Origin of the sequence: Serratia sp. FS14 (genome assembly GCF_000695995.1) — a bacterium.
GTDB lineage: Bacteria > Pseudomonadota > Gammaproteobacteria > Enterobacterales > Enterobacteriaceae > Serratia > Serratia nematodiphila.
In genome coordinates this window covers 1418933-1440608 of record NZ_CP005927.1, presented here as the reverse complement: position 1 = coordinate 1440608, position 21676 = coordinate 1418933, and the positions used below count along the sequence as shown (strand labels likewise).

The following is a 21676-nucleotide window of genomic DNA, read 5'->3' as shown; positions in this document are numbered from 1 at the left end:
GCTTGCTTTATATGAAAGGCCAACTATCATTGCGTTTCGGCCAATTTGCCCGCCAAAGGGAACACATGCGCAACGTCCGCATTGATGACATCGACCACGTAACCCGCGCGGTGATCGCCATCGGCACCGATTATCCGCCGGGGCACCTGCTGCCAATGCACAGCCACCGGCGCGCGCAGTTGCTGTACGGCGCTACCGGCGTCATGCACGTTTTCACGCAGCAAGGCAATTGGGTCGTTCCGCCGCAGCACGCGGTGTGGCTGCCGCCGCAGATGCCGCACGCGGTGCGGATGGTCGGCGTCACCACCCGCAGCCTGTACCTCGAACCCGGCGCGTTGCCCGCCGAACGCCCGCAGGTATGTCAGGTGGTCAGCGTCACGCCGCTGATGCGCCAGCTGTTGATGGCGGCGGTGGATATGCCGCTGGAGTATGAACAACAGGGCCGCGACGGAGCGCTGGCGGCGCTGCTGCTGCACGAGCTGGCCCGGCTGCAACCTTTGCCGTTGCACATCCCGCTGCCCGCCGATCCTCGGCTGGGTGAGCTGTGCCGCGCCTTTTTGCAACACCCCGACGCCCACGACTCCGCGCAGCGGTGGGCCCCGCGTCTGTATATGAGCATTCGCACCTTCAGCCGCTTCTTTCGCGCGCAGACCGGCCTGCCTTTTTCGCAATGGCGCCAGCGCGCCTGCGTGGTGCTGGCGCTGGCGCTGCTGGCCGAAGGGCACAGCGTGACGCAGGTGGCGATGGAGATGGGATATGACAGCAGCGCGGCGTTTTCAACCATGTTCCGCCGCGTGCTGGGGCAGGCGCCCTCCTCCTATCTGACGGAAGACGGGCGCGACGGTTGACGGATTAGCGGAATTTCTTGTGGTTGGCGTCGCGGGTTTGTTTGAAGCCTTGCGCCAATTGCTTCGCTTCAGCGACTTTGCCCTGATTGGCCAGCGCCAGTGCCTGATCGATCTGGCCGATCAGGGTATCCAACCCGCTGCGGAAATCTTTCATCTCCGGGCTGTCGGCGGCTTTGTCTTCCAGCTTCGGCGGGGTGCCCTGTTTGGCATCCTGCGCGGCGGCGCGCATGTACTGCAGGCTCTGCTTGAGGGTAGCGGCGGAGTCGGTATTCAGCACCGTTTTGTAGTTTTCCGCCAGGGTGTCCATATCGTCGCCCAGATCGGCGGCGACCGCCAGCGAACTGGCTGCCAGCAGCGCCAACGCCGCCAGCGCTTTCAGGGTATTCTGCATGTTTGCTCACCTTCCAGTTATTGTTTTAATTAACCCACCGTTACCATAGGCAAGGCCGGGAAAAATCGAAACCGGAGATTTGTAAGCAAGGTTGAGACGGGATAACGCGCGGCCGGCGGGCGCCGGCCGCGCAGCGGATCACTGGCCGGCGATCTTCATTTCCGGCAGCAGCACCGAACCGCACTGGATATTGCTGCGGGTTTCGATATCGCTGCCGACGCTGACGATGTTGCGCAGCATGTCTTTCAGGTTGCCGGCGATGGTGATCTCGCTGACTGGGTACTGGATCTCGCCATTTTCCACCCAAAAACCGGCGGCGCCGCGAGAATAATCGCCGGTGACGCCGCTGACGCCCTGGCCCATCAATTCGGTGACGACCAGGCCGGTACCGAGCTGCTTCAGCATGCCGGCGAAGTCTGCGCCCTGCCCGGCAATGCGCCAGTTATGGATGCCGCCGGCATGGCCGGTGCTGTGCAGGCCCAGCTTGCGCGCCGAGTAGCTGGTCATCAGCCAGGTTTGCAGCACGCCATCCTTGACGATATCGTGCCGCTGGGTGCGCACGCCCTCGCTGTCGAACGGCGTCGACGCCAGCCCTTTCAGCAGGTGCGGATGCTCCTCGACGGTCAGCCACGCCGGCAGGATCTGCTTGCCGAGCGAGTCCAGCAGGAAAGTAGATTTGCGATAAACGCTGCTGCCGCTGATGGCGCCTACCAGATGGCCGAACAATCCGGTGGCCACCTCGGAGGCGAACAGCACCGGCGCCTTCATGGTCGACAATTTGCGCGGCGCGAGGCGCGCCAGCGTGCGGCGGGCGCACTCCTGCCCCACCCACTCAGGGCTTTGCAGATCGCCCATCGCCCGGCCGATGGTGTAAGCGTAATCCCGCTCCATGTCGCCGTCCTGTTCTGCGATGACGCAGCTGGACAGCGAGTGACGGCTGGAACAGTAGCTTTGCAGCATGCCGTGGCTGTTGCCGAACACCTTGATGCCGTAGTGGCTGTTGAAGCTGCCGCCTTCGGTGTTGGTAATGCGTTTGTCCGCCGCCAGCGAAGCCTGCTCGGCGCGCGCCGCCAGCTCGATGCCGCGATCGGCGTCCAGCTCGGTAGGGTGGAACAGATCGAGATCCGGCGCCTCGAACGCCAGCAGATCTTTCTCAGCCGGGCCGGCGCAGGGATCCTCAGAGGTATAGCGCGCGATGTCCAGCGCCGCCTGTACGGTGCGGGCAATGGCGTCCGGGCTGAGATCGGTGGAAGAGGCGCTGCCTTTGCGCTGGCGGTGATACACGGTAATGCCCAGCGCGCCATCGCTGTTGAACTCGACGTTTTCCACTTCGCCGAAGCGGGTGCTGACGCTGATGCCGGTCGATTTGGTGACCGCGACTTCCGCCGCGTCGGAACCGGCGCGGGCCAGCTCCAGCGCCTGAGAAACGGCCTGTTCCAGCGCCTTGCGCTGTTCTGCAACTTGAGTGACTACTTTCATCAATCTGCCATAATTAATCAGAAAATCGTTGAGAAAAGTGCCGGAGCGGCGTAGTTGTGCACGCGGAGCGGCGCGCAAAAATCCTGAGATCTCTGCCGTTGAGTCTAACAGGAACCGCGTTGAATTTCGCATAAAGCCGGCAACCTGTTAGGATTAGCCTCTTTTTAACGGAGCCTACCATGAACAAACAGCCTGAAGACTGGCTCGACGATGTCCCGGAGAATGAAAACGAGGACGATGACGAGATTATCTGGGTCAGTAAAAGTGAGATTAAACGTGATGCCGAAGCGCTGAAAGACCTGGGGGCCGAAATGGTCGATCTGGGCAAAAACGCGCTGGATCGCATTCCGTTGGATGAAGATTTGCGTGCCGCCATCGAACTGGCGCAGAAGATCAAAAAAGAGGGCCGTCGCCGTCAGCTGCAGCTGATCGGTAAAATGCTGCGCGCCCGCGATATCGAGCCGATCCAGACCGCGCTCGACAAGCTGAAAAACCGCCACAACCAGCAGGTTTCGCTGTTCCACAAGCTGGAAGCGCTGCGCGACCGTCTGGTCGAAGAAGGCGATGACGTCATTCCGTCGATCCTGGATCTGTACCCGGCCGCCGATCGCCAACAGCTGCGTTCACTGGTGCGCAACGCGCAGAAAGAGAAGGCCGCCAACAAGCCGCCTAAGGCTTACCGCCAGATCTTCCAATACCTGCGCGAGCTGGCCGAAGCGGCCGACTAAGCGCCGCCGCCATCCCGGGATGAACCCGTTTCATCCCCGGTGATGTGCCGGTTCGCCGCTGCTTTCGCGGATATTGAAGCGCAGGCTGCCTTCCAGCTCTTCTTCCGCCTCTTCAAACAGCAGAATGATCGCGCCGAAACGACGCTTGCTGCGGGCATTCAGGTGAGTGAACTCGATTTCCACCGGCAGACCGATATCGCCGGTCACTACGTCCCACAGCGCGTCGAGGTTGGCGCCGAATCCCTCGTCCAGCGCAAACTTGTGCGCAAAATCGCGGTAGAAGGTCGGCACATCCTGGATCTGTTCAAAATCAAACTCTACTTTTGCCATCAAACTCACTCCACACGAATGAAGTTTTTGTAATGGTCGCGCGTGACGAAGATCAGACCGTCGCTCGAATACAGCAGGCGATCGGCGCCGCGCCGGCCACACTGGTAATTGATGTCCGCTTCGCGCCAGACCCGGCCGCCGGCGCTCGGCAGTTGCCCTTCACGGTTAGAGAATCGATCGCCGCCAATCGCCTTGCCCGGCAATACTGCACAGAGGTTGCCTGAACGCGGGTCCCAGCCCTGCTCGCGCGCCTGCTTCTTGGTGACGTAATAGCCCGGAAGCCGCTGATGCTGCTGCAGGTAGCTCACCACCGTTTGCTGCTGCGTGAGCCGATCGATGCTCTGCTGTTGCCCCGCCGGCGCTTGCACCACCGTCGCATTGCCGCCGATCGCACGGTGCTCGTTGCCGCGCAGCGCGCTGAAGACGGCGATGACCACGGCGATGACAATCGCCAACAGAATCCGCTTGTTCATGACATTCCCTGAAATTATGCCGCCGAAGGCGCCGCAGCTCCCCCAGGCTAGTTAGGTATATAGCCGACCAGGATGAAACTAAGATGACCGGCACGTCACGTTTTCGCGGCGGTAAGCGTTTCATCCACTCATGACAATGATGCCACTTTCCAGCCGTTCTGGCACTCGGAGTCTCTCTGAAAACGGGCCGCCTCACATGAGACGGCTCGCCATGCCAGGCGCTGCTTTCAGTATAGTCAGGGAAGGCGCCGCACAACGCGGCGCAACAGGAGGGAACGCATCAATCGATCAAGGCGTGACGATAGCGATGCAGCATGTCGGCCAGGCGTTTCACCGGCCCGGTGACGCTGAGCGGCGCCTGATTGTCCACCAGCTTCTGCTGGTACTCGTTCATTTCACCCAGCAAGCGATCGTAGTAATAGGCGCGCTTGACGTCGTTCTTGGCGGAGACCACCCGATCGGCGGTGCTGCGGATCTGGCGGTGGAAGGCCGACAGCTCTTCGCTGACCGGAATCTCCGCCCGCTGCATGCGCTGGTGGGCAATGATCAGGTTCAACGCCAGACGATACTTGGCGATGTCGTTCGGGAACATCATCAGCAGCTGGTTAAGCTGCTGATACAGCGCAGGCAGGTGGTTTTGCCGACGACGCGCCGCCTTGGTGGTCAGCGCCGACACCGCGCTGCTGACGAACTGGTTGAGCAACGTGCGGCCGGTGCGTTCACGCGAATTGTCGCGGATCAACAGCAGCACCATCAGCCCAACGCAGCTGCCGAGGAACTGGCCCAGCGCCCCGTCGAGAAACTGGGTGACGTTGAACTCCATCGGGTTGCTCAGCACCAGAATGTTGATGGTCCCGGCCAGCAGCCCCAGCGAACCGAGCCGCCGCTTCTGCACCTCGATGCCGATGAAAAACGCCAGCAGGCCGAGGCTAAGACACAGCAGCAAAATGCTCTGCTGCGTCGCCGGCAGGATCACCATGAAGAACAGAGAGCCGACCGGGATCGCCGCCAGCATGCCCAGCACGAAATCCATCGCCACCATGCGCGGTGCCGGGGTGCGCATAGCCAGCGAGGTGATGACCGCGATGATCACCATAAAACCGCTGCCGGACGTCCAGCCGGTCCACAGCCACAGCAGGCTGCCGAAGGCCGTCGCCACAAAGGTGCGCAGGCCGTTGATCATCGCGTGATGCCCTTCCGCCGAAGTCGGCTTGACCACGGTTTCGTTGCTCAACACCCCCTCTTCCACCGCACTGATGCTGCAGTTGGCGTGCACGCCTTTCGACAGCAGCAGGTAGCGCGTCGCCGCGCCGACCCAGCCGGTGAGGGTCGGCAGCGTTTCCTCGGAACGATGCGTGGTCAGCACCTGGCGCAGCAGCTTCATGCGCTTGTGGATCTCCTGCGGGGTTTCCGCCGGGACCATCAGCTGCTCACGCAGGCTGTCTTTCAGCGCGTCCGGGTGATTCAACAAGATCAGATAGGTTTCGCAGGCCTGGGTGATCAGCGTCAGCGACAGCGTATGCAGCGCTTTTACCCGGCGGTTGACCTTCTGCCAGCGCGAGGACTCCATCATCAGGTTGTTGCGCATGCCGTCCAGCGCCGTGGTGCTCTTCACCAGATTGCTCCAGGCGCGGTCGATATCCTCTTTGTCGGCATTGCTGATGCACATCTGCATCAGGCGGTATTGCGCCACCAGCAGTTGATCCACCGCCCGATCGATGTCCTGTTTGATCGAACGCGGCGAGAACAGCAGATCCGCCAACACGGCGCTGACGATCCCCAGCACGATCTCGCTGCAACGCTCGATGGCGAACTGCGGCGCTTCCAGCAGATGAGACTCGCTGGTGGCGACCGTCACGATGATGATCAGCGCGGTATACCCGGCCAGCCCCCAGGCATAGGAGTTCTCCACCTTGATAAGCGAAGAGAGCCAGGTGCAGAAACCGGCCCAGATGCAGCACAGCAACAGCATCACCACCGGCGCACGGGCGGTGGTGATGATAATGATCAGGCCGACGAAGCAACCGATAAAGGTGCCGATAATGCGCAGCCAGCCGCGGTGGCGGATGGCGCCGGAGAAGGGTTCGCCGCCGGCGGCAAAGGCCGGGCCGGCGGCGACGATGGCGGCGGTCATCGCCGACCAGCGCGGGGTTTCCAGATTGAGATGGAAGCCGACGAACAGCGCAAACACAATCGCGAAGCTGAGTTTGAAGGCGAATCTCAGCCGGATAAAGGTTGGGCTGCTCATTAGCCGAACTCACGCAGCCGGTGCATCAGGCGCACAAAAGGCGAGCCGCTGTCGGCATTGCGATCGTTCTTGCCGACGATCACCACGGTGGCGGTGGTGCCGGCCGGGTACGGATGCTGTTGATCCTTGGCGTCCAGCAGGATCTTTACCGGCACGCGCTGCGCCAGGCGCACCCACTCCAGGTTGCTGTCGATCGACGCCAACCCTTTGTTGTTCACCGTGCTGCTGCTGTTGTTCACCGCCGCCGCCACGCTGTCGACGGTGCCGTGCATGATGCGGTTGCTGCCGAGCGGGGTGATCTCCGCACGGTCGCCCTTATTCAGGCCATTCAGCTTGGTTTCTTCCAGGTACGCCAGGATGTAGAAGGAATCTTTCTTCACCAGCGCCACCGCCACCGAGCCGCGGGTGATGTATTCGCCGGCATGGACGTTGAGGTTGGTGATCCAGCCATCGGCCGGCGCCCGCACCGTGGTGCGTTCCAGATCCAGCTGCGCCAGCTCGCGCGCCGCAATGGCCTTCGCCAGCTGGTGCTGCACGGTCTGCAGTGAGTTGTTCGACTGGTCAATCTCTTCCTGCGACATCGCCTGCACGCCCAGCTTCACGCGGCGGCCGGCCTCGCGCCGTTTTTCCGCCGCCAGCGTCTGATAGTAGGCGACGTCGGCGCCGGCTTCCGCCAGCGCCTGCTCATAACGCGGCCGATCGACCACGAACAGCACCTGGCCTTTCTTCACCAGTTGGTTATCCACCACCGGCACGTCGGTCAGCAGGCCGCTGACGTCCGGGGCGATCGCCACCACATCGGCGGTAAACTTGGCATCACGCGTCCACGGCGACTCGGTGTAGAACACCCAGGCCTTGAATATCGCGGCGATGCCCAACAGCACAAGAATCAAAGTGATCGCGATTCGGGTTATTTTTATCGAAAAATTTTTCACAGCGACCTCAAACAAAAAGACACGAAATCAGATAAAACAAGCAGCAATACAGCGCGGTGTTAAACAGCGCCGGATGCCAGACAAAATCGTAAATCCCCGTCGGCTGCAGCAGGCGGCGCAGGAGAAAAAACAGCGCCAGCGACACCAGCAGCTCGAAAAACACCGGCGGAAACGACAGCCCGAAGATGACCATAACCGGAAGCAAACTCATCACTTTTTCCTTATTGTTCACTACGCCGGGGAAAGACACATCTCGCCATTCACATTCTCTTTACATTTTAGCGTGCGCGCGCCACAAATCTTGACCGGACAGCTTGTCCAGGTCACGAACCCGAAAAAGGTTAAACTTGGGGGCAGACATCCACGACAGGGATTGCGAGGGTGCCGGAGGAGCGGCAGGATTGCGTTGCCGATCGCTCTCGCACGTTGGTAAGGTCTATTCACCCGACCACGTTATATTAGCCTGCTTACTATCAAGGCATCAACAATCTGTGATCTAAATCACTTTTAAGCCAGAGTGAATAATGGAAAGATTAAAACGGATGTCGGTATTCGCCAAAGTGGTTGAGTTCGGGTCGTTTACCGCGGCCGCACGCCAACTCGACATGAGCGTTTCATCGATCAGTCAAACCGTCTCGAAACTGGAAAATGAACTGCAGGTCAAGCTGTTGAACCGCAGCACGCGCAGCATCGGCCTGACCGAGGCCGGCAAAATCTACTATCAGGGCTGCCGACGCATGCTGCAGGAAGTCAGCGAGGTGCATGAGCAGCTGTACGCGTTTAACAATACGCCCGCCGGCACGCTGCGCATCGGCAGCTCATCCACCATGGCGCAAAACGTGCTGGCGAACATGACCGCCGAGATGATGAAAGAGTACCCAGGCCTGACGGTCAACCTGGTAACCGGCATTCCGGCGCCGGATCTGATCACCGACGGACTGGATCTGGTGATCCGCACCGGGGCGCTGCAGGACTCCAGCCTGTTCTCCCGCCGCCTGGGGCAGATGCCGATGGTGGTGTGCGCCGCCAAAAGCTACCTGATCCAGCACGGCACGCCGCAGAAGCCGAGCGACATGGTCAACTTTTCCTGGCTGGAGTACAGCGTGCGGCCCGACAGCGAATTCGAACTGATGTCGCCGGAAGGCATCACCACGCGTATTTCCCCGCAGGGGCGCTTCGTCACCAACGACTCCTCCACCATGATCCGTTGGCTGAAAAACGGCGCCGGCATCGCCTACGCCCCGCTGATGTGGGTGATCGAAGAGATCAAACGCGGCGAGATCGAGATCCTGTTCAAAAGCTACCACTCGGATCCGCGGCCGATCTACGCGCTCTATACCGAGAAGGACAAACTGCCGCTGAAGGTACAGGTGTGCATCAACTATTTAACCGACTATTTCGAACGCGTAGCGGCGGTCTATCAGGGCTATCGCTGAGCGGCGCTCAAATAGCGGCGCGCCAGCGCGGCCAGCAGCGTCAGCGCCACCATGCCGAAGCCCCACAGCAGCCAGACGGCGTAGCCCGCCCAGGCCAGCAGCACAGGAAAATAGCTCGCCAGCCCGCTGCCCAGCTGTTTCAGCCATGGCAGCCAGGCGTCCAGCGCCGCCTGCGGCACCAGGCTCAGCGCACCGTTCACCGGCAACGATGCCTTCCCGGCTGCCTCCGCCAACGCCGGGAGCCAGGCCAGCACCCCGGCTACGCCCCAGGCCAGCAGCGTCCATAGCGCCATGGCGCCCAGCAGCAGCGCGAGTGTCCAACCGCCCCGGTTCACGGCACACCGCCGCCGCACTGCGGACAAAAGCGGCTGCCCGGCGGCAACGGCGCGGCGCACTGGCCGCAGGTGGCGCTTAGCGCGGCAAACGGCTGACCGCAGCGGTGGCAATAACGGGCGCCCGATTTATTCACTGCCCGGCATTCCGGGCACTGCGGCCCCGGCTCGCCATGTTGATTATAGCGGTTGCCATGATGCCCGCCGCCGTGGCCCGCGCGCTGATGACCGCCGTGAATACCGCTTTGCCCCAACAACCGTTTCAGTAAGCTCATCCCGCCTCTCCTCTGTGCATTGACGCTGAACCTCACTGTAAACCCTGGAGTAAACTCCAGGGTAAAGCCCGGTGAGCAGGATTTACGTTTCATTACATCGTAAAAGTGGCAAGGCTTTGATGCCGTTAACAAAAGCACCATCGGCATTATCCCACGCCGCCGCGCTGCGTTATGCTGCGGAAACCTCTCCCTGCATCAGGAATAACCATGAAAAAAATCATACTGGACTGTGACCCGGGGCATGACGACGCCATCGCTCTGTTGCTGGCCTGGGGCAATCCGCAGATCGACCTGCTGGCGGTCACCACCGTGGTGGGTAACCAGACGCTGGACAAAGTGACGCGCAACGCCCTGGCGGTGGCCCGTATCGCCAATATCACCGGCGTCCCCTTCGCCGCCGGCTGCCCGCGTCCGCTGGTGCGCAATATCGAAGTGGCGCCCGACATTCACGGCGACTCAGGCCTCGATGGCCCGGTGCTGCCGGCACCCCACCTGCAGTTGGACTCACGCCACGCGGTAGACCTGATCATCGAGACCGTGATGGCCCACCCACCGGGCAGCGTGACGCTGGTGCCGACCGGCGGCCTGACCAATATCGCCATGGCGGTGCGTAAAGAGCCGCGCATTGCCGAACGGGTCAAGGAAGTGGTGCTGATGGGCGGCGGCTATCATGTGGGCAACTGGAGCGCGGTGGCGGAGTTCAATATCAAAATCGATCCCGAGGCGGCGCACATCGTGTTCAACGAAAAATGGCCGCTCACCATGGTCGGGCTGGATCTCACCCACCAGGCGCTGGCCACGCCGGCAGTCTGCGAACGCATCGCCGCCCTCGGCACCCGGCCGGCCGCCTTCGTCGGCGAGCTGCTGGCATTCTTTGGCCGTATGTACCAACAGGCGCAAGGCTTCAGCGCCCCGCCGGTGCACGATCCATGCGCGGTGGCCTATGTGATCGATCCGAGCGTCATGTCGGTGCGCAAAGCGCCGGTAAATATAGAGCTGACCGGCACCCTCACCTTAGGCATGACGGTCGCGGACTTCCGCGCGCCGCCGCCGCCGGATTGCCACACCCAGGTAGCGGTCAAACTGGATCAGGATAAATTCTGGGATCTGGTGGTGGATGCGCTGGAGCGGATCGGTGAGGGGGAGTAAGCGAATGAGAGACGAGATTAACGCGCTTTTACAGGCGCGTTAGTCCGTATTCTGCCGCGGCAACGGGAGGCTCAGGCCATAACCTCTTTTATTTCCAATACAGCAGAACAATCCTAACAATAAATCATTTTATAAAAATTAAAAAAACAGGTAAAGACAAGAAGAATCTTAATAAAAATAAAACCATAAAAACCACATTGAATTTAAAAACCAGCAATGGAAAACGATGAAGTAAATCTCCACCGTCACGCCGCCACTGACGGCATCAATTAAACAAGCAGATACCTCTTTTACTCTTCACATTGCCTGCCAATATAGGCCATCGCCGAGATGCTCCACGATATTCACACACGTCAAGACAACCCTCAATCAACTGATTTCAATGAATAAAAATAATATTCGATTAAAATTTGACTGAATCACAATAGATTTGAGAAAATAGCGCATCTGTTTTTGTAAACAACAAAAATGCCTTTTGCGGGTGAAAAATACGGCTTAACCTTTCTTTAGGCACACGGCCTCGCGCATTCTCAGGGTAAACATTATTTATCGCTTCACCATGAAGACGGATTAAATTTCCCATGAGACATTTTCGAATTGAACATTACACGCATTTCAACATCAGGATAAAGGATAGGGAATAATCAAAACATGCATTTCATAAACGCTATCAGGCCATGGCAGGTTAACCATGGCCGATAAATCTCCCGCTAACGCAGCGACCATCGCCGTGCTGCCCCTGCTGCTGATCTGGATGGCGGCGGTCCTGCCGGTTTATTACCCCAACATGGGCGGCGACGGTCTGGCGCTGCCGCAAAACATTCTGGCCTGGAGCGTCATGGCGCTCACTACGCTGATCGTGACGTTTACCGTTTGCCTGGGTCGCATCCGTTTTTCGCTGACCCCCACCGCCCGGCGGTTGCTGCTCGGCATCGCCGTACTGGCGTTGCCGCTGCTGTATACCCGCCTCGAGTGGCGCGAAGATGCCCTGTGGCGCTGCGCCGGTTTGCTCGGCGGCTGGCTGTTCTATGTCGCCTGCCTGCAGCTGCGCCTAACCGCCCGACAGCGCGAGCTGCTGCTGTACGGTCTGCTGTTCGCCATCGGCGTTCAGGCGTTGCTGGCGGCGCTGCAGCTGTTCGCCCCCACGCTGGCCTGGGTAGCCCCTAACGGCAGCCGGGTCTACGGCGTCTTTCAGCAACCGAACGTGCTGGGCAGCTTTATCGCCACCGGGCTGGCCTTGGCGCTCTGGCTGCTGCTTGCTCCCCTCTCAGCGCCAACGTGGCGGCGGCAAATCCCGCTGCTCGCGCTGCTGGCCGTTTTCTCCGCCCTGCTGGTACTGATCCAGTCGCGCGCCGCCTGGCTTGGCGGCGCCTTGGCGGCAGCTTTGCTGCTGTGCCGTTTTGCCCGCCGGCGCCCGGCCGCGAGCCGCTGGGCCGGCGGCGCGATGCTGCTGGGCGTGGCGATCGGCCTGGCGGTGCTATTCACCGGTTTCGGCCTGGATGGCCGCGCGGGTCTGATCGGTCGGGAGCTGTCCAATAGCGCTCGCCTCACCATGCTGCATGACGTCGGCGCCATGATCCTGGCCAAGCCGCTGCTGGGCTGGGGTTACGGCGGTTTTGAATACAGCTTCGCGCACTTTCGCCTGCAGGAAATGCCCTGGCGAGAAGTGTTGGAAGTCGCCGGGCATCCGCACAATGAAATCCTGCTGTGGTGGGTTGAGGGTGGCCTGCCGGCGCTGGCAGGTATCGCTATCGTCCTTGCCGCCGGCGCACGGCTGCTGAAAAGCGCCTGGCAACGGGATCGAGAACAGCCGAACGGTGCGCGCGTCGGCTTGTTCCTGGTGCTGCTGCCGATGCTGATACACACCCAGCTGGAATACCCTTTCTATCTGTCTGCGCCGCACTGGCTGGCGTTTCTGCTGCTGCTGGCGCTGCTGGACGGCCAAACCGGCGAGCCCCGCCCGCTGCCGTTCGCCAAAGCCCTGAGCCTGCCGGTGGCGTTTGCGGCGCTCGGCGTGCTGGTGATGGCGGTCTTCGCCTGGCAAGGGCGCATGGCGCTCACCCAGTCGGAGCGCACTATGCTGGCCAACATCGACAGCATCGAGCAGATGCCGTCGCCGGCCGCCTGGATCTACCGGGAGCGCAAAACCTTCGACGAGCAATCTCACGCGCTGCTGGTCTACAACCAGACGCGTGATGATGCCCTGTTGACCGGCTATCGGCAGTGGGCCAATGCCTATCTGCAGCACCGCATCGACGCCAACGTCTACGCCACGCTGATTATGATCTTGCGCTATCAGGGGGATCAGGCACAAGCCGACGCTCGCCTGCGGGAAGCCGCTTTCCTGTTTACGCGGGATGCGCGGTTTAGGTAGGGACAACAAGGTGAGAGCGATGCCTCGTCGCTCTCACCTCCGCCATTTATGTAGCAAAATCAACGTGGCAATATCGCGCACTCTTTATCCAGCAGCGACTCTACCGACGCGCGATTGCCGACGTCCCAGCCGCGCTTCGAGGCCAGCAAGATAAACCCTTGCCGGCCGGCAAACATCGTCGGAACGACGACCACGCCATATTCCGCCAGCTGCGGCGGCGACAGATGGAAATAATCTGCCAAATCCTTAATCGGGTAGATGCCCATCACGGCTGGCTGCATCACGCGGCGAGCATAATAGGTGTGGCGCAACAACTTATCCGGCAAAGGCCGCCATTGTTCCTGTATGTAGGGGCGTTCCGCCTGCAATTGGCGCCGCACGTCCTCGCGCAGACAGGTCAGGTGAATGTGCAACTGGTTTTGGCTGCGGCCGTAAGCGGAGTTGATCGCCATGCCCAACATATCATCCGGCACCGGCCCGCCATACTCGGCGGCCAGCCGGTAACGCATCAGCCAGGCATAGCCAAAATAGTCCGTCCGTTCTCCAACCAGCAGCTGCGGGCTTTCAATGCCGGAGAGCGGCGCCGTCGGCACCAGGATAAAGTGATAAGGGTAACGCGGGTTCTGCAGCACGCTAAAGCCCTGCGCTTTCCCCTGCGGCATATAAATCTGCTCGCACGGGGCCGGATTGCGTTTTTGCTGATAGTTGGCCATGCAGAGTTTATCGACCACGCCCCACAGCGCATCGGAACGGGCGCAGCCCGTCAGGGACAGAACGCCCAGCACCAGCAGCCAACGCCGAGCGGATAATGCCAGGCGCGTCATTCTTGTCGTGCTCTGTTTTTTCGCCACGTCAATTTCATTCCATTATGTCGTGCAGGCTACGGCGTCCTGCCGCGCTTAGCGTTACGAATGCGAGAAAGGCCGCGAAATGGAGCATGGTGAGGGGCCAACGCGTGGCCCCTTGAGGAAAGATTACGCCGTGCCGCCGACGGTGAGCGTATCCAGTTTCAGCGTCGGTTGGCCGACGCCTACCGGCACGCTCTGGCCTTCCTTGCCGCACACGCCCACGCCTTTATCGAGCGCCAGATCGTTGCCGACCATCGAGATCTGCTGCATCGCCTCGATGCCGGAGCCGATCAGCGTCGCCCCTTTCACCGGTTTGGTGATGCGTCCCTTCTCGATCAGGTAGGCTTCGGTGGTGGAGAATACAAACTTGCCGGAAGTGATGTCCACCTGGCCGCCGCCAAAGTTCGGCGCGTACAGGCCGTACTCGACGCTGGCGATGATCTCTTCCGGCGTCGATTGACCCGCCAGCATGTAGGTATTGGTCATGCGCGGCATCGGCAGATGCGCGTAGGACTCACGGCGGCCGTTGCCGGTCGGCGCGACGCCCATCAGCCGCGCGTTGAGCTTGTCCTGCATGTAGCCTTTCAGCACGCCGTTTTCGATCAGCACGTTGTACTGGCCCGGCACGCCTTCGTCGTCGATCGCCAGCGAACCGCGGCGCCCTTGCAGGGTGCCGTCGTCCACCACGCTACACAGCTCAGACGCCACCAGCTCGCCCATATGGCCGCTGAATACCGAGGTGCCACGCCGGTTGAAGTCGCCTTCCAGGCCGTGGCCCACCGCTTCGTGCAGCAGCACGCCCGGCCAGCCGGCGCCCAGCACGACCGGCATATTGCCAGCCGGCGCCGCTACCGCGCCGAGGTTGACCAGCGCCATGCGCACCGCTTCTTTGGCGTAGGCATCGGCGCGCACGTCGCCGTCGACGGTTTCCAGGAAGTAGTCATAGCCGAAACGGCCGCCGCCGCCGCTGGAGCCGCGCTCACGCTTGCCGTCCTGCTCCACCAGCACGCTGACGGAAAGACGCACCAGCGGGCGAACGTCCGCCGCCAGCGTGCCGTCGGTGGCGGCCACCAACACCTGCTCGTAAACGCCGGTGATGCTGGCGTTCACTTCCTGAACCCGCGCATCGGCGGCGCGCGCCACCTTGTCGACGCGGTGCAACAGGGCGATTTTCTCTTCGCGCGGCAGGCTTTGCAGCGGATCAAGCAGCGGATACAGCGCCCGGTAACCGATTTCGCCCAGGGTATGCGCCCGCCCGTCGCCCTGCTCGCGCACGATGCTGCGCGCCGCCTGGGCACTCTGCTGCAGCGCATTCAGGGTGATCTGATCGGCATAGGCGAAGCCGGTCTTCTCACCGCTGACGGCGCGCACGCCGACGCCCTGGTCGATATTGTAAGAGCCATCCTTGATGATGCCGTCCTCGATCACCCAGGCTTCGTGATAGCTGGACTGAAAATAGAGATCGGCGTAGTCGATACGGCGTTCTGCCAGTTGACCCAGTACCCTGTACAGGTCTTGATGACTCAGCTTGTTGGTAGCGAGTAACTGCTCACTGACAAACGTCAGGCTCATAATGGTTTCACTCTTGATTGGAGGATAGCTTGTCAGACGGCGCCGTCAGCGACGTCTGGAATCGGTTGTGCTGCAGCACCGGCATCTGCGCACGAATATTTTTCAGGCTTGCGGTGTCCACGCGCACCTTCAGCGCCGCCACGGCGTCCGCGTTCTCGGCCAGCACCTTGCCCCAGCCGTCAACAGCCAGCGTGTGGCCCCAGGTGCGACGAGTCGGTCCGTGGCGCCCCACCTGCGCCGGCGCCAGGATCATGCACTGGTTTTCGATCGCCCGGGCGCGCAGCAGGATTTCCCAATGCGCCTCACCGGTGACCCGGGTAAACGCCGCCGGCACCGAAATCAGTTCGGCGCCCTGTGCCCGCAGCGCCTGGAACAGCGCGGGGAAGCGCAGATCGTAGCATATGGTCATGCCCAAGCGCCCGACCGGCGTATCCACCACCGTCAGGTGCTGCCCGTGCTGGTAGGTATCCGACTCGCGGTAGTGGCCGTGCGCATCGTTGATATCCACATCGAACATGTGCAGTTTGTCATAGCGGGCGCGGATCTCGCCCTGCTCGTCGAACAACAGGCTGCTGGTGGTGATAAGTTCCGGGTTTTCGCGGCTGATCAAGGGCATCGAGCCCACCAGCAACCACACGCCATAGCGGCGCGCCAGCTCGCGCACCGCGTTCTGCAGCGGGCCATCGCCCTGTTTTTCCGCCTGTTGGCGGTAGGCCGCGGAGTTGGCGAACAGCAGCGCGTTCTCCGGCGTCATGACCAGTTTTACCCCGGCATTGAGCTGCTTGATCTGCTGTTCAATCTGGGCCAGGTTATCGCGCACCTGATCGCCACTGCACAACTGCAACAACGCAACGTTAGCATTCCTCATGACGCCTTATCCTCCTTTGCCTTACGAAGTACCTCATTGATCTTCGGCTGGTCGAGATCGCCGCCGATATGGTAGCGAATCAGCGAAATCTTGCTCCACAGCGGCCCCAGCACCTGCGAGGCGGCAAATACCGCCGCGCCGACGATCGGGTTGACGACAAACGCCGTGGCCACGCCGACGGTCGCCGAAATCGCCGGCGCCACCACCGCCTCCATATCGATACGGCGGCGCGCCAGATCGATCTGGCCGCTCATGGCGATGTCCGCCGCCAGGCCGTCGATTAATAGATTATCAGTATGCATTATGCCATCTTTCAGCCAGGCGGTGCTGCGGATGGAATCAAAGTAGAAACCTTTGCCGAAGGTATCGCTGAAATCGAACTGCAGCTTGCGCAGCAGGGCGTCGAAGCTGACCAGCCGCAGCAGCTGGCCGGCGCGGCCGCCGCCCATGCTGTCGATCTCGCCCTTGCCCATCTTGACCTGCAGCGCGCCGCTTAACGTATCGACCTGCGGCTGCCACGGCGCGCCGTGCCAGTACAGATCGAAGTCCACGTCGTAAGGCGCCCCCTTCAGCGGAATAGTGATGCCGAAGAAGGCGGCGGTTTCATCGATCTTGCCGCCGAGCAGTTTGCCTTTCAGCGAGCTGCGCTCTTCCTGCGCGTTTTGTTTCCACAGGCCGGTGGCGCTCATACGCCCTTTACCGGTATCGACCAGACCGTGATCCAGCGTCAGGGTATCCCCCCGATTAGTCAGATCCGCCTCGACCTTGCCGAGGTTCTGCCCCAGCACCCAGCACGACTTACAGCGCAGCATCAGCGAAGGCCAGTCGCGGAAGGAAACTTTCTCGGTCGACGGCGACGGTGCGCCCGCCGCGTTTTTCGTCTCGGCGAACTGTGGGTTGTAATACAGGTAGTTGATATCGGCGCGCCACGGCCCGCGATCGGCCACCCGCAGGCTACCGTCCACTTCGTCGCTCTTGGCGCTCACCAGGGTACCGCCAAGCTGTTTTTCGGCCGACAGCGTCAGCTTATGCCAGGCCTGGCCGCCCAACAGCAGCTGCGGCGTAGTCAGCGCCACGGTGGTAGGGAAGCTGAAACCGCCCACCTGACCGCTGCCGCCGCCCTGTTTCAGCGCCGGCGCCAGCAGCGCCAGCCACTGCTCGCCGTCCAGCGCCGGCAGGTTCAGCGTCATCGATTTGCCGGCCGGCAGCGGCGGGGTGCCGCCCCCGTTGGTTTGCCAGGCGGCACGCGCCAGATTCACCTGTTTTTTGTCGAAGTTCCATTCGCTGTTGAAGCGGTTCTGCTTGCCCGCGCTGCCGGTCAACATGAAACCGTTCAGACCGCCTTTGACCTTGACGTTCACCGGCAGTGCCTCGCCCGGTGCCTTGTCCAGCGGTGAAGGTAAGTGACTGCTCACTTTCTTCAAATCCGCGTCAATGCCGATATCATAGCTGGCCGAGCCCTGATGCGGCAGCGTGATGGCCACCTGGCTCTGCCAGGGCGCGCTGCCGCTGAGCGCATCAGCGGCCTCTTTTGGCAGGCCGGGGAACTTGCCCGGCTGCCAGTCGCCCTTCAGGCCGACATTGATCTTGTAATCGCGATCGCCTTCCTGCGTGGAAAAGTTGACCGCCACCGGCTGCCCGAACCAATTGGCCGACAGGGGGTCGCTCTGCAGGTTGCCGTTGTCGAAGCGGAACTTGCCGCTGAGTTTTTGCAGTTCGCTGTCCAGCGGCTTTATCAGCAACGAATTGTTGTTCAGCGCCACTTCGCCGGTGGCTCTGACCTGCTCGCCGTCCAGGGGAATATCAAGATGTAAGCGCCCACTGACATCACCGCCAATCTGCAGCTGCTCCAGCGCCGCCCCGAGCGAATCGTGCAACGGCGTCTGCATGAAGTAGTCATGCACGTCGCTGCCCGCACCCGCGACTTCGGCGTCGATCAGCAGCCGCTCTTTCAGGTAATCCGGGATCACCGCGCTGATATTTTTACCCGCCACCTTACCCAATCGGGTTTGCGGCGCATGCATCCACAATCCCTCGTTGGCGAAATCGAGATCGATCGCCAAATCGGTCAGCGCCGGCCAGCCCGGTTGGAACTGGAAGGTGGCGTGACGTAGCGGTACGAAAACTTCAAACTGCCCTTCGTTTTTACGATACGGGAAGTGCTGCGGATCGCCGGAATAAATCAGCGTGGCGTTATCCACCTGGCCGCCCTGAATGGCGCCGCTCAGGTAGTCCACCAGATGCTTGCCCATCAACGGTTCCGGGAAATAGCGCCAGGCGTCGGCGCCGTCATACAGGCGGATGCCCGCCAGGATGTTCAGCCACGGATCGCCCTTGGCCGGCTGCTGATAACGGAAATCACCGTTGACCCACAGCGACTTCGCCTTGACGTCCAGCCCCTGACTCGCCAGCTCCCAGCCCTGATCGTTGTAACGCCAGGTCAGCGCGCCGCGCGCGCTGCTGATTTCAAGCGGGGCGCGGAACATGTCGCCGTAAGGCAGGGTGCTGTCGGTGAGCCCCAGCGTCAGGCGGCCGTTCTCCACCCCGCCGCTCAACGCCCCGGAGAAGTGGTTAACGCCCGGCAGCAGTTCCCAACGCTGCCAGCTGACATCGCGCCACAGCGCCTGGAAACGGCTCTTTTCCTGCTGCTTGAGCGGAATGTCCAGCGCCAGCGCTTCCAATTGCCCCTGCGGCTGCAGATCGTTCCAGCGCTCGAGCACGTCCGGGCTGAGGAAGGAGAAGGTCGGCAACAGCGCCGACAGACGCTCCAGCTGAATATCAGTCGCGCGCACACGCAGTTCTTCATTCTGCGCCGGCCCCATGAATTCGGTGTTTTCCGGCAGCCACAGCGCGGAAAGCGCGCCCTGCGGCCAGGCCTGGCCGTCGGTGCTCAACCGCAGTTGCGGCACGTCGAGCTGCCAACCGGTGCCCTGGCGGCGCAGCGACAGCGCCAGATTATCCACGTCCAGCCGGTGCTGCGCGGCGCCGGTGTCCCAGTTGGCCGCCCCCTGCTTGAGCAACGCATGGCCGCCGGCGATCTGGCCGTTCTGCACCTGCAGCCAGGCAGCCAGGCTGAAGTCGGCGCTTTCCAGCCCGGTGTTGGCGCGCAGCCAGCGGGTAAACCAGGGTTTCATGTCGATGTTATCGGCCTGCAGGTAGACCGTGCCGGTATCCAGCAGGCCTTGATTGTCACGCAGGTCCATGCGCAGCTGCACCACGCCGTGCTGGCCATTCAGCGTCGACAGGCTGATCTGCCCCTCGGCGCGGTGGCGATCGCGGCCGTTGAGCCAGATCAGCTGGGGAATGTCGAATTCGGCGCGCGCGCCGGCGGGCGTCAGGAATGAAATACGACTGTCGCGCAGATCGAAATGGTCGAGCTGGCGCAGCATCAGATCGCTGATTTTACCGGGTTCAAGGCCATCGCCCTGCCGATCGCCGCCCAGCGTGGCGTTCAAATCAAGCCGGAATTGATAGAAGGTCAGATCGCGGAACTGCCAGCGCCAGTGCAACAGCGACTGCCACACATCCAGCGCCAGCGTCACGCGCTCGATATGCACATCGCTTTTGGGCAGCGTAACGCTCAGGTTACGCACTTCAAGCTGCGGGCCGAAGGTTTCCCAACTGCCCTGTAGGAAATCCATCTGCACGGGCACGCCGGACAGCTTCTCCACCTGCGCCAGCAGTTGGGGACGGTAGTCGTTCAGCTTCGGCAGCATCAGGCGCAGCCCGCTGATCAGCAGCGCCACAATCACGATTAGGGTGGCGCCTGTTGCTAACAGAATCCCAGGCAGTCGCCTCACGCAGTTCTCCTTGCTCCGCTGCCTGGCAACGGGAATATCTATGCACTGACGGGCCCGGCGTGCCGGGTCCCTACCGATGTCGGGCGGGCTACATCATGACGACGTCGAACTGCTCCTGGCTGTACAACGGTTCGATCTGCACCTTCACCTGTTTGCCGACGAAAATCTCCACTTCGGCCAGCGCATGCGACTCTTCGCTCTTCAGCGCTTCGCCGACCGCCGCAGAGGCGTACACCAGGAAGCGATCGGAATCGTAAGCGTGATGCACGCGCACAATCTCGCGCAGGATCTCGTAGCACACGGTTTCCACCGTTTTCACGGTGCCGCGCCCATTGCAAGTAGGACAATCGTGACAGAGCACATGTTCAATGCTTTCACGCGTTCGTTTACGCGTCATTTCAACTAAGCCTAGCTGAGAGAAGCCGTTGATCGTGGTTTTTACCCGATCTTTACTCAACGCCTGCTCCAGCGAGTGCAGCACCCGGCGGCGATGCTCTTCGTTGTTCATATCGATAAAGTCGATGATGATGATGCCGCCCAGGTTGCGCAGCCGCAGCTGGCGCGCAATGGCCTGTGTCGCCTCGATGTTGGTATTGAAGATGGTTTCGTCGAGGTTGCGGTGGCCGACGAAGGCGCCGGTGTTGATGTCGACCGTGGTCATCGCCTCGGTCTGATCGATGATCAGATAGCCGCCGGACTTCAGCTCCACCTTGCGCTCCAGCGCGCGCTGGATCTCGTTTTCCACATCGTACAGATCGAAAATCGGCTGGCTGCCGGTATAGAGCTCGAGCTTGTTGGTGATGTCCGGGATGTACTCACCGGTGAACTCCACCAGCAGATCGTGCGTCAGCCGCGAATCGACGCGGATGCGATCCAGCGCCGCGCCGGCGAAATCGCGCAAGATGCGCTGCGCCAACGCCAGCTCGCCGTACAGCTTGTATTTGGTCTGGTTGCGCTTCTTGCGCTCCATCACCTTGGTCCACAGCCGTTTGAGGAATGCGGCGTCCTGCGCCAGCTCTTCCTCGCCGATGCCCTCCGCCGCGGTGCGGATGATAAAGCCGCCCAGCTCGTCGCAGTGCGGCGCCACGATCGCCTTCAGGCGCTCGCGCTCGGCTTCGCTGTCGATGCGCTGCGACACGCCGACGTGCGCCGCACCCGGCATGAAGACCAGATAACGCGAAGGCAGCGTGATATCGGTGGTCAGACGCGCGCCCTTGGTGCCAAGCGGATCTTTCACCACCTGCACCATCAGGTCTTGCCCCTGGCGCACCAGCTCGGCGATGTCGCGCACGTGGAAGTTTTTCCGCTCATCGCCGGCGACGCATTCGGTATGCGGCATGATGTCAGAGGCGTGCAGGAAGGCGGCCTTATCGAGGCCGATGTCGACGAACGCCGCCTGCATGCCTGGCAGGACGCGGCTGACGCGCCCTTTATAGATATTGCCGACGATGCCGCGTTTGGATTCGCGTTCGATATGGATCTCTTGCAGAATGCCGCCATCGATATAGGCGACCCGCGTTTCAGACGGTGTGATATTAACCAGTAGCTCAGCTGTCATGCCTTCTCCTCAGAGCCGGTCGATAATGGCAG

The 21676-nt window shown here is 61.4% G+C and carries 19 protein-coding genes; 5 read left to right on the top strand and 14 right to left on the bottom strand.

Annotated features, from left to right (window positions below; translation table 11 throughout):
- Nucleotides 1-65: 65 nt before the first annotated feature.
- A complete protein-coding gene (locus tag L085_RS06580; RefSeq protein ID WP_004936980.1) occupies nt 66-848 on the top strand; it encodes a helix-turn-helix transcriptional regulator in 783 nt (260 codons plus the stop codon).
- A 4-nt stretch (nt 849-852) separates the two neighbouring features.
- Here the strand turns inward: L085_RS06580 and cybC are convergent, their stop codons facing one another.
- Together cybC and pmbA are read right to left on the bottom strand one after the other, a co-directional pair.
- Nucleotides 853-1239: a cytochrome b562 gene (gene cybC, locus L085_RS06575; RefSeq protein ID WP_044030371.1), complete on the bottom strand. Its 387-nt coding sequence runs from the start codon at nt 1237-1239 to the stop codon at nt 853-855.
- Nucleotides 1240-1377: 138 nt separating this feature from the next.
- Nucleotides 1378-2718 carry a metalloprotease PmbA gene (gene pmbA, locus L085_RS06570; RefSeq protein ID WP_044030370.1) on the bottom strand — a complete coding sequence of 447 codons (1341 nt, stop codon included), beginning with the start codon at nt 2716-2718 and terminating at the stop codon, nt 1378-1380.
- Between the two features lie 179 nt (nt 2719-2897).
- Between pmbA and yjgA the strand changes: the two genes are divergently transcribed.
- Complete coding sequence (gene yjgA / locus L085_RS06565; protein ID WP_004936968.1) at nt 2898-3446, top strand: ribosome biogenesis factor YjgA; 549 nt, start codon at nt 2898-2900, stop codon at nt 3444-3446.
- A gap of 30 nt (nt 3447-3476) precedes the next feature.
- Here yjgA and L085_RS06560 read toward each other — a convergent pair whose 3' ends face one another.
- The 5 genes from L085_RS06560 to aaeX all read right to left on the bottom strand — a co-directional run bounded on the left by L085_RS06560 (nt 3477) and on the right by aaeX (nt 7643).
- On the bottom strand, nt 3477-3776 hold the full coding sequence (locus L085_RS06560) for a barstar family protein (protein ID WP_004936963.1): 300 nt from the start codon (nt 3774-3776) through the stop codon (nt 3477-3479).
- 5 nt (nt 3777-3781) lie between these two features.
- Nucleotides 3782-4249, bottom strand: coding sequence for a ribonuclease (locus tag L085_RS06555; protein ID WP_004936959.1), 468 nt, complete (start codon nt 4247-4249; stop codon nt 3782-3784).
- A 280-nt stretch (nt 4250-4529) separates the two neighbouring features.
- Nucleotides 4530-6497, bottom strand: a complete 1968-nt coding sequence (gene aaeB / locus L085_RS06550; RefSeq protein WP_015379187.1) for a p-hydroxybenzoic acid efflux pump subunit AaeB — start codon at nt 6495-6497, stop codon at nt 4530-4532.
- Entirely contained in the window at nt 6497-7432 is a 936-nt protein-coding gene (gene aaeA / locus L085_RS06545; RefSeq protein WP_004936954.1) for a p-hydroxybenzoic acid efflux pump subunit AaeA, read from the bottom strand. Before aaeA ends, aaeB begins: the two co-directional genes overlap by 1 nt.
- A 7-nt stretch (nt 7433-7439) precedes the next feature.
- Entirely contained in the window at nt 7440-7643 is a 204-nt protein-coding gene (gene aaeX, locus L085_RS06540; RefSeq protein WP_004936952.1) for a p-hydroxybenzoic acid efflux pump operon protein AaeX, read from the bottom strand.
- 313 nt (nt 7644-7956) lie between these two features.
- On the opposite strand from aaeX, the gene aaeR reads away from it, so the two are divergent.
- Complete coding sequence (aaeR, locus tag L085_RS06535; RefSeq protein WP_015379188.1) at nt 7957-8868, top strand: HTH-type transcriptional activator AaeR; 912 nt, start codon at nt 7957-7959, stop codon at nt 8866-8868.
- Here aaeR and L085_RS06530 read toward each other — a convergent pair.
- Both L085_RS06530 and L085_RS06525 read right to left on the bottom strand, forming a co-directional pair.
- Complete coding sequence (locus L085_RS06530; protein ID WP_044030368.1) at nt 8859-9203, bottom strand: hypothetical protein; 345 nt, start codon at nt 9201-9203, stop codon at nt 8859-8861. The genes aaeR and L085_RS06530 overlap by 10 nt on opposite strands.
- Nucleotides 9200-9475 carry a zinc ribbon domain-containing protein gene (locus tag L085_RS06525; RefSeq protein WP_021505118.1) on the bottom strand — a complete coding sequence of 92 codons (276 nt, stop codon included), beginning with the start codon at nt 9473-9475 and terminating at the stop codon, nt 9200-9202. The genes L085_RS06530 and L085_RS06525 overlap by 4 nt, the downstream gene beginning before the upstream one ends.
- 207 nt (nt 9476-9682) lie before the next feature.
- Between L085_RS06525 and L085_RS06520 the strand changes: the two genes are divergently transcribed.
- Nucleotides 9683-10624: a nucleoside hydrolase gene (locus L085_RS06520; RefSeq protein WP_044030366.1), complete on the top strand. Its 942-nt coding sequence runs from the start codon at nt 9683-9685 to the stop codon at nt 10622-10624.
- 691 nt (nt 10625-11315) lie between these two features.
- A complete protein-coding gene (locus L085_RS06515; protein WP_044030364.1) occupies nt 11316-12998 on the top strand; it encodes a Wzy polymerase domain-containing protein in 1683 nt (560 codons plus the stop codon).
- Nucleotides 12999-13057: 59 nt separating this feature from the next.
- Here L085_RS06515 and L085_RS06510 read toward each other — a convergent pair whose 3' ends face one another.
- The 5 genes from L085_RS06510 to rng all read right to left on the bottom strand — a co-directional run bounded on the left by L085_RS06510 (nt 13058) and on the right by rng (nt 21644).
- On the bottom strand, nt 13058-13822 hold the full coding sequence (locus L085_RS06510; protein ID WP_044030362.1) for a CDP-diacylglycerol diphosphatase: 765 nt from the start codon (nt 13820-13822) through the stop codon (nt 13058-13060).
- 150 nt (nt 13823-13972) lie between these two features.
- Complete coding sequence (gene tldD, locus L085_RS06505) at nt 13973-15418, bottom strand: metalloprotease TldD (RefSeq protein WP_044030360.1); 1446 nt, start codon at nt 15416-15418, stop codon at nt 13973-13975.
- A gap of 7 nt (nt 15419-15425) precedes the next feature.
- The gene (nit1, locus tag L085_RS06500) at nt 15426-16286 is read right to left on the bottom strand and encodes a deaminated glutathione amidase (protein WP_004936930.1); all 861 of its coding nucleotides are present in this window, start codon (nt 16284-16286) and stop codon (nt 15426-15428) included.
- Nucleotides 16283-20086: an AsmA2 domain-containing protein YhdP gene (gene yhdP / locus L085_RS06495; RefSeq protein WP_044030358.1), complete on the bottom strand. Its 3804-nt coding sequence runs from the start codon at nt 20084-20086 to the stop codon at nt 16283-16285. The genes nit1 and yhdP overlap by 4 nt, the downstream gene beginning before the upstream one ends.
- A gap of 88 nt (nt 20087-20174) precedes the next feature.
- The gene (gene rng / locus L085_RS06490) at nt 20175-21644 is read right to left on the bottom strand and encodes a ribonuclease G (protein ID WP_004936922.1); all 1470 of its coding nucleotides are present in this window, start codon (nt 21642-21644) and stop codon (nt 20175-20177) included.
- Between the last annotated feature and the right edge of the window lie 32 nt (nt 21645-21676).

What these genes read in the sequence shown, in the direction of transcription:
- L085_RS06580 (WP_004936980.1), top strand. Translation starts at nt 66, where the DNA reads ATGCGCAACGTCCGCATTGATGACATCGACCACGTAACCCGCGCGGTG.
- cybC (WP_044030371.1), bottom strand. Translation starts at nt 1,239, where the DNA reads ATGCAGAATACCCTGAAAGCGCTGGCGGCGTTGGCGCTGCTGGCAGCC.
- pmbA (WP_044030370.1), bottom strand. Translation starts at nt 2,718, where the DNA reads ATGAAAGTAGTCACTCAAGTTGCAGAACAGCGCAAGGCGCTGGAACAG.
- yjgA (WP_004936968.1), top strand. Translation starts at nt 2,898, where the DNA reads ATGAACAAACAGCCTGAAGACTGGCTCGACGATGTCCCGGAGAATGAA.
- L085_RS06560 (WP_004936963.1), bottom strand. Translation starts at nt 3,776, where the DNA reads ATGGCAAAAGTAGAGTTTGATTTTGAACAGATCCAGGATGTGCCGACC.
- L085_RS06555 (WP_004936959.1), bottom strand. Translation starts at nt 4,249, where the DNA reads ATGAACAAGCGGATTCTGTTGGCGATTGTCATCGCCGTGGTCATCGCC.
- aaeB (WP_015379187.1), bottom strand. Translation starts at nt 6,497, where the DNA reads ATGAGCAGCCCAACCTTTATCCGGCTGAGATTCGCCTTCAAACTCAGC.
- aaeX (WP_004936952.1), bottom strand. Translation starts at nt 7,643, where the DNA reads ATGAGTTTGCTTCCGGTTATGGTCATCTTCGGGCTGTCGTTTCCGCCG.
- aaeR (WP_015379188.1), top strand. Translation starts at nt 7,957, where the DNA reads ATGGAAAGATTAAAACGGATGTCGGTATTCGCCAAAGTGGTTGAGTTC.
- L085_RS06525 (WP_021505118.1), bottom strand. Translation starts at nt 9,475, where the DNA reads ATGAGCTTACTGAAACGGTTGTTGGGGCAAAGCGGTATTCACGGCGGT.
- L085_RS06520 (WP_044030366.1), top strand. Translation starts at nt 9,683, where the DNA reads ATGAAAAAAATCATACTGGACTGTGACCCGGGGCATGACGACGCCATC.
- L085_RS06515 (WP_044030364.1), top strand. Translation starts at nt 11,316, where the DNA reads ATGGCCGATAAATCTCCCGCTAACGCAGCGACCATCGCCGTGCTGCCC.
- L085_RS06510 (WP_044030362.1), bottom strand. Translation starts at nt 13,822, where the DNA reads ATGACGCGCCTGGCATTATCCGCTCGGCGTTGGCTGCTGGTGCTGGGC.
- tldD (WP_044030360.1), bottom strand. Translation starts at nt 15,418, where the DNA reads ATGAGCCTGACGTTTGTCAGTGAGCAGTTACTCGCTACCAACAAGCTG.
- nit1 (WP_004936930.1), bottom strand. Translation starts at nt 16,286, where the DNA reads ATGAGGAATGCTAACGTTGCGTTGTTGCAGTTGTGCAGTGGCGATCAG.
- rng (WP_004936922.1), bottom strand. Translation starts at nt 21,644, where the DNA reads ATGACAGCTGAGCTACTGGTTAATATCACACCGTCTGAAACGCGGGTC.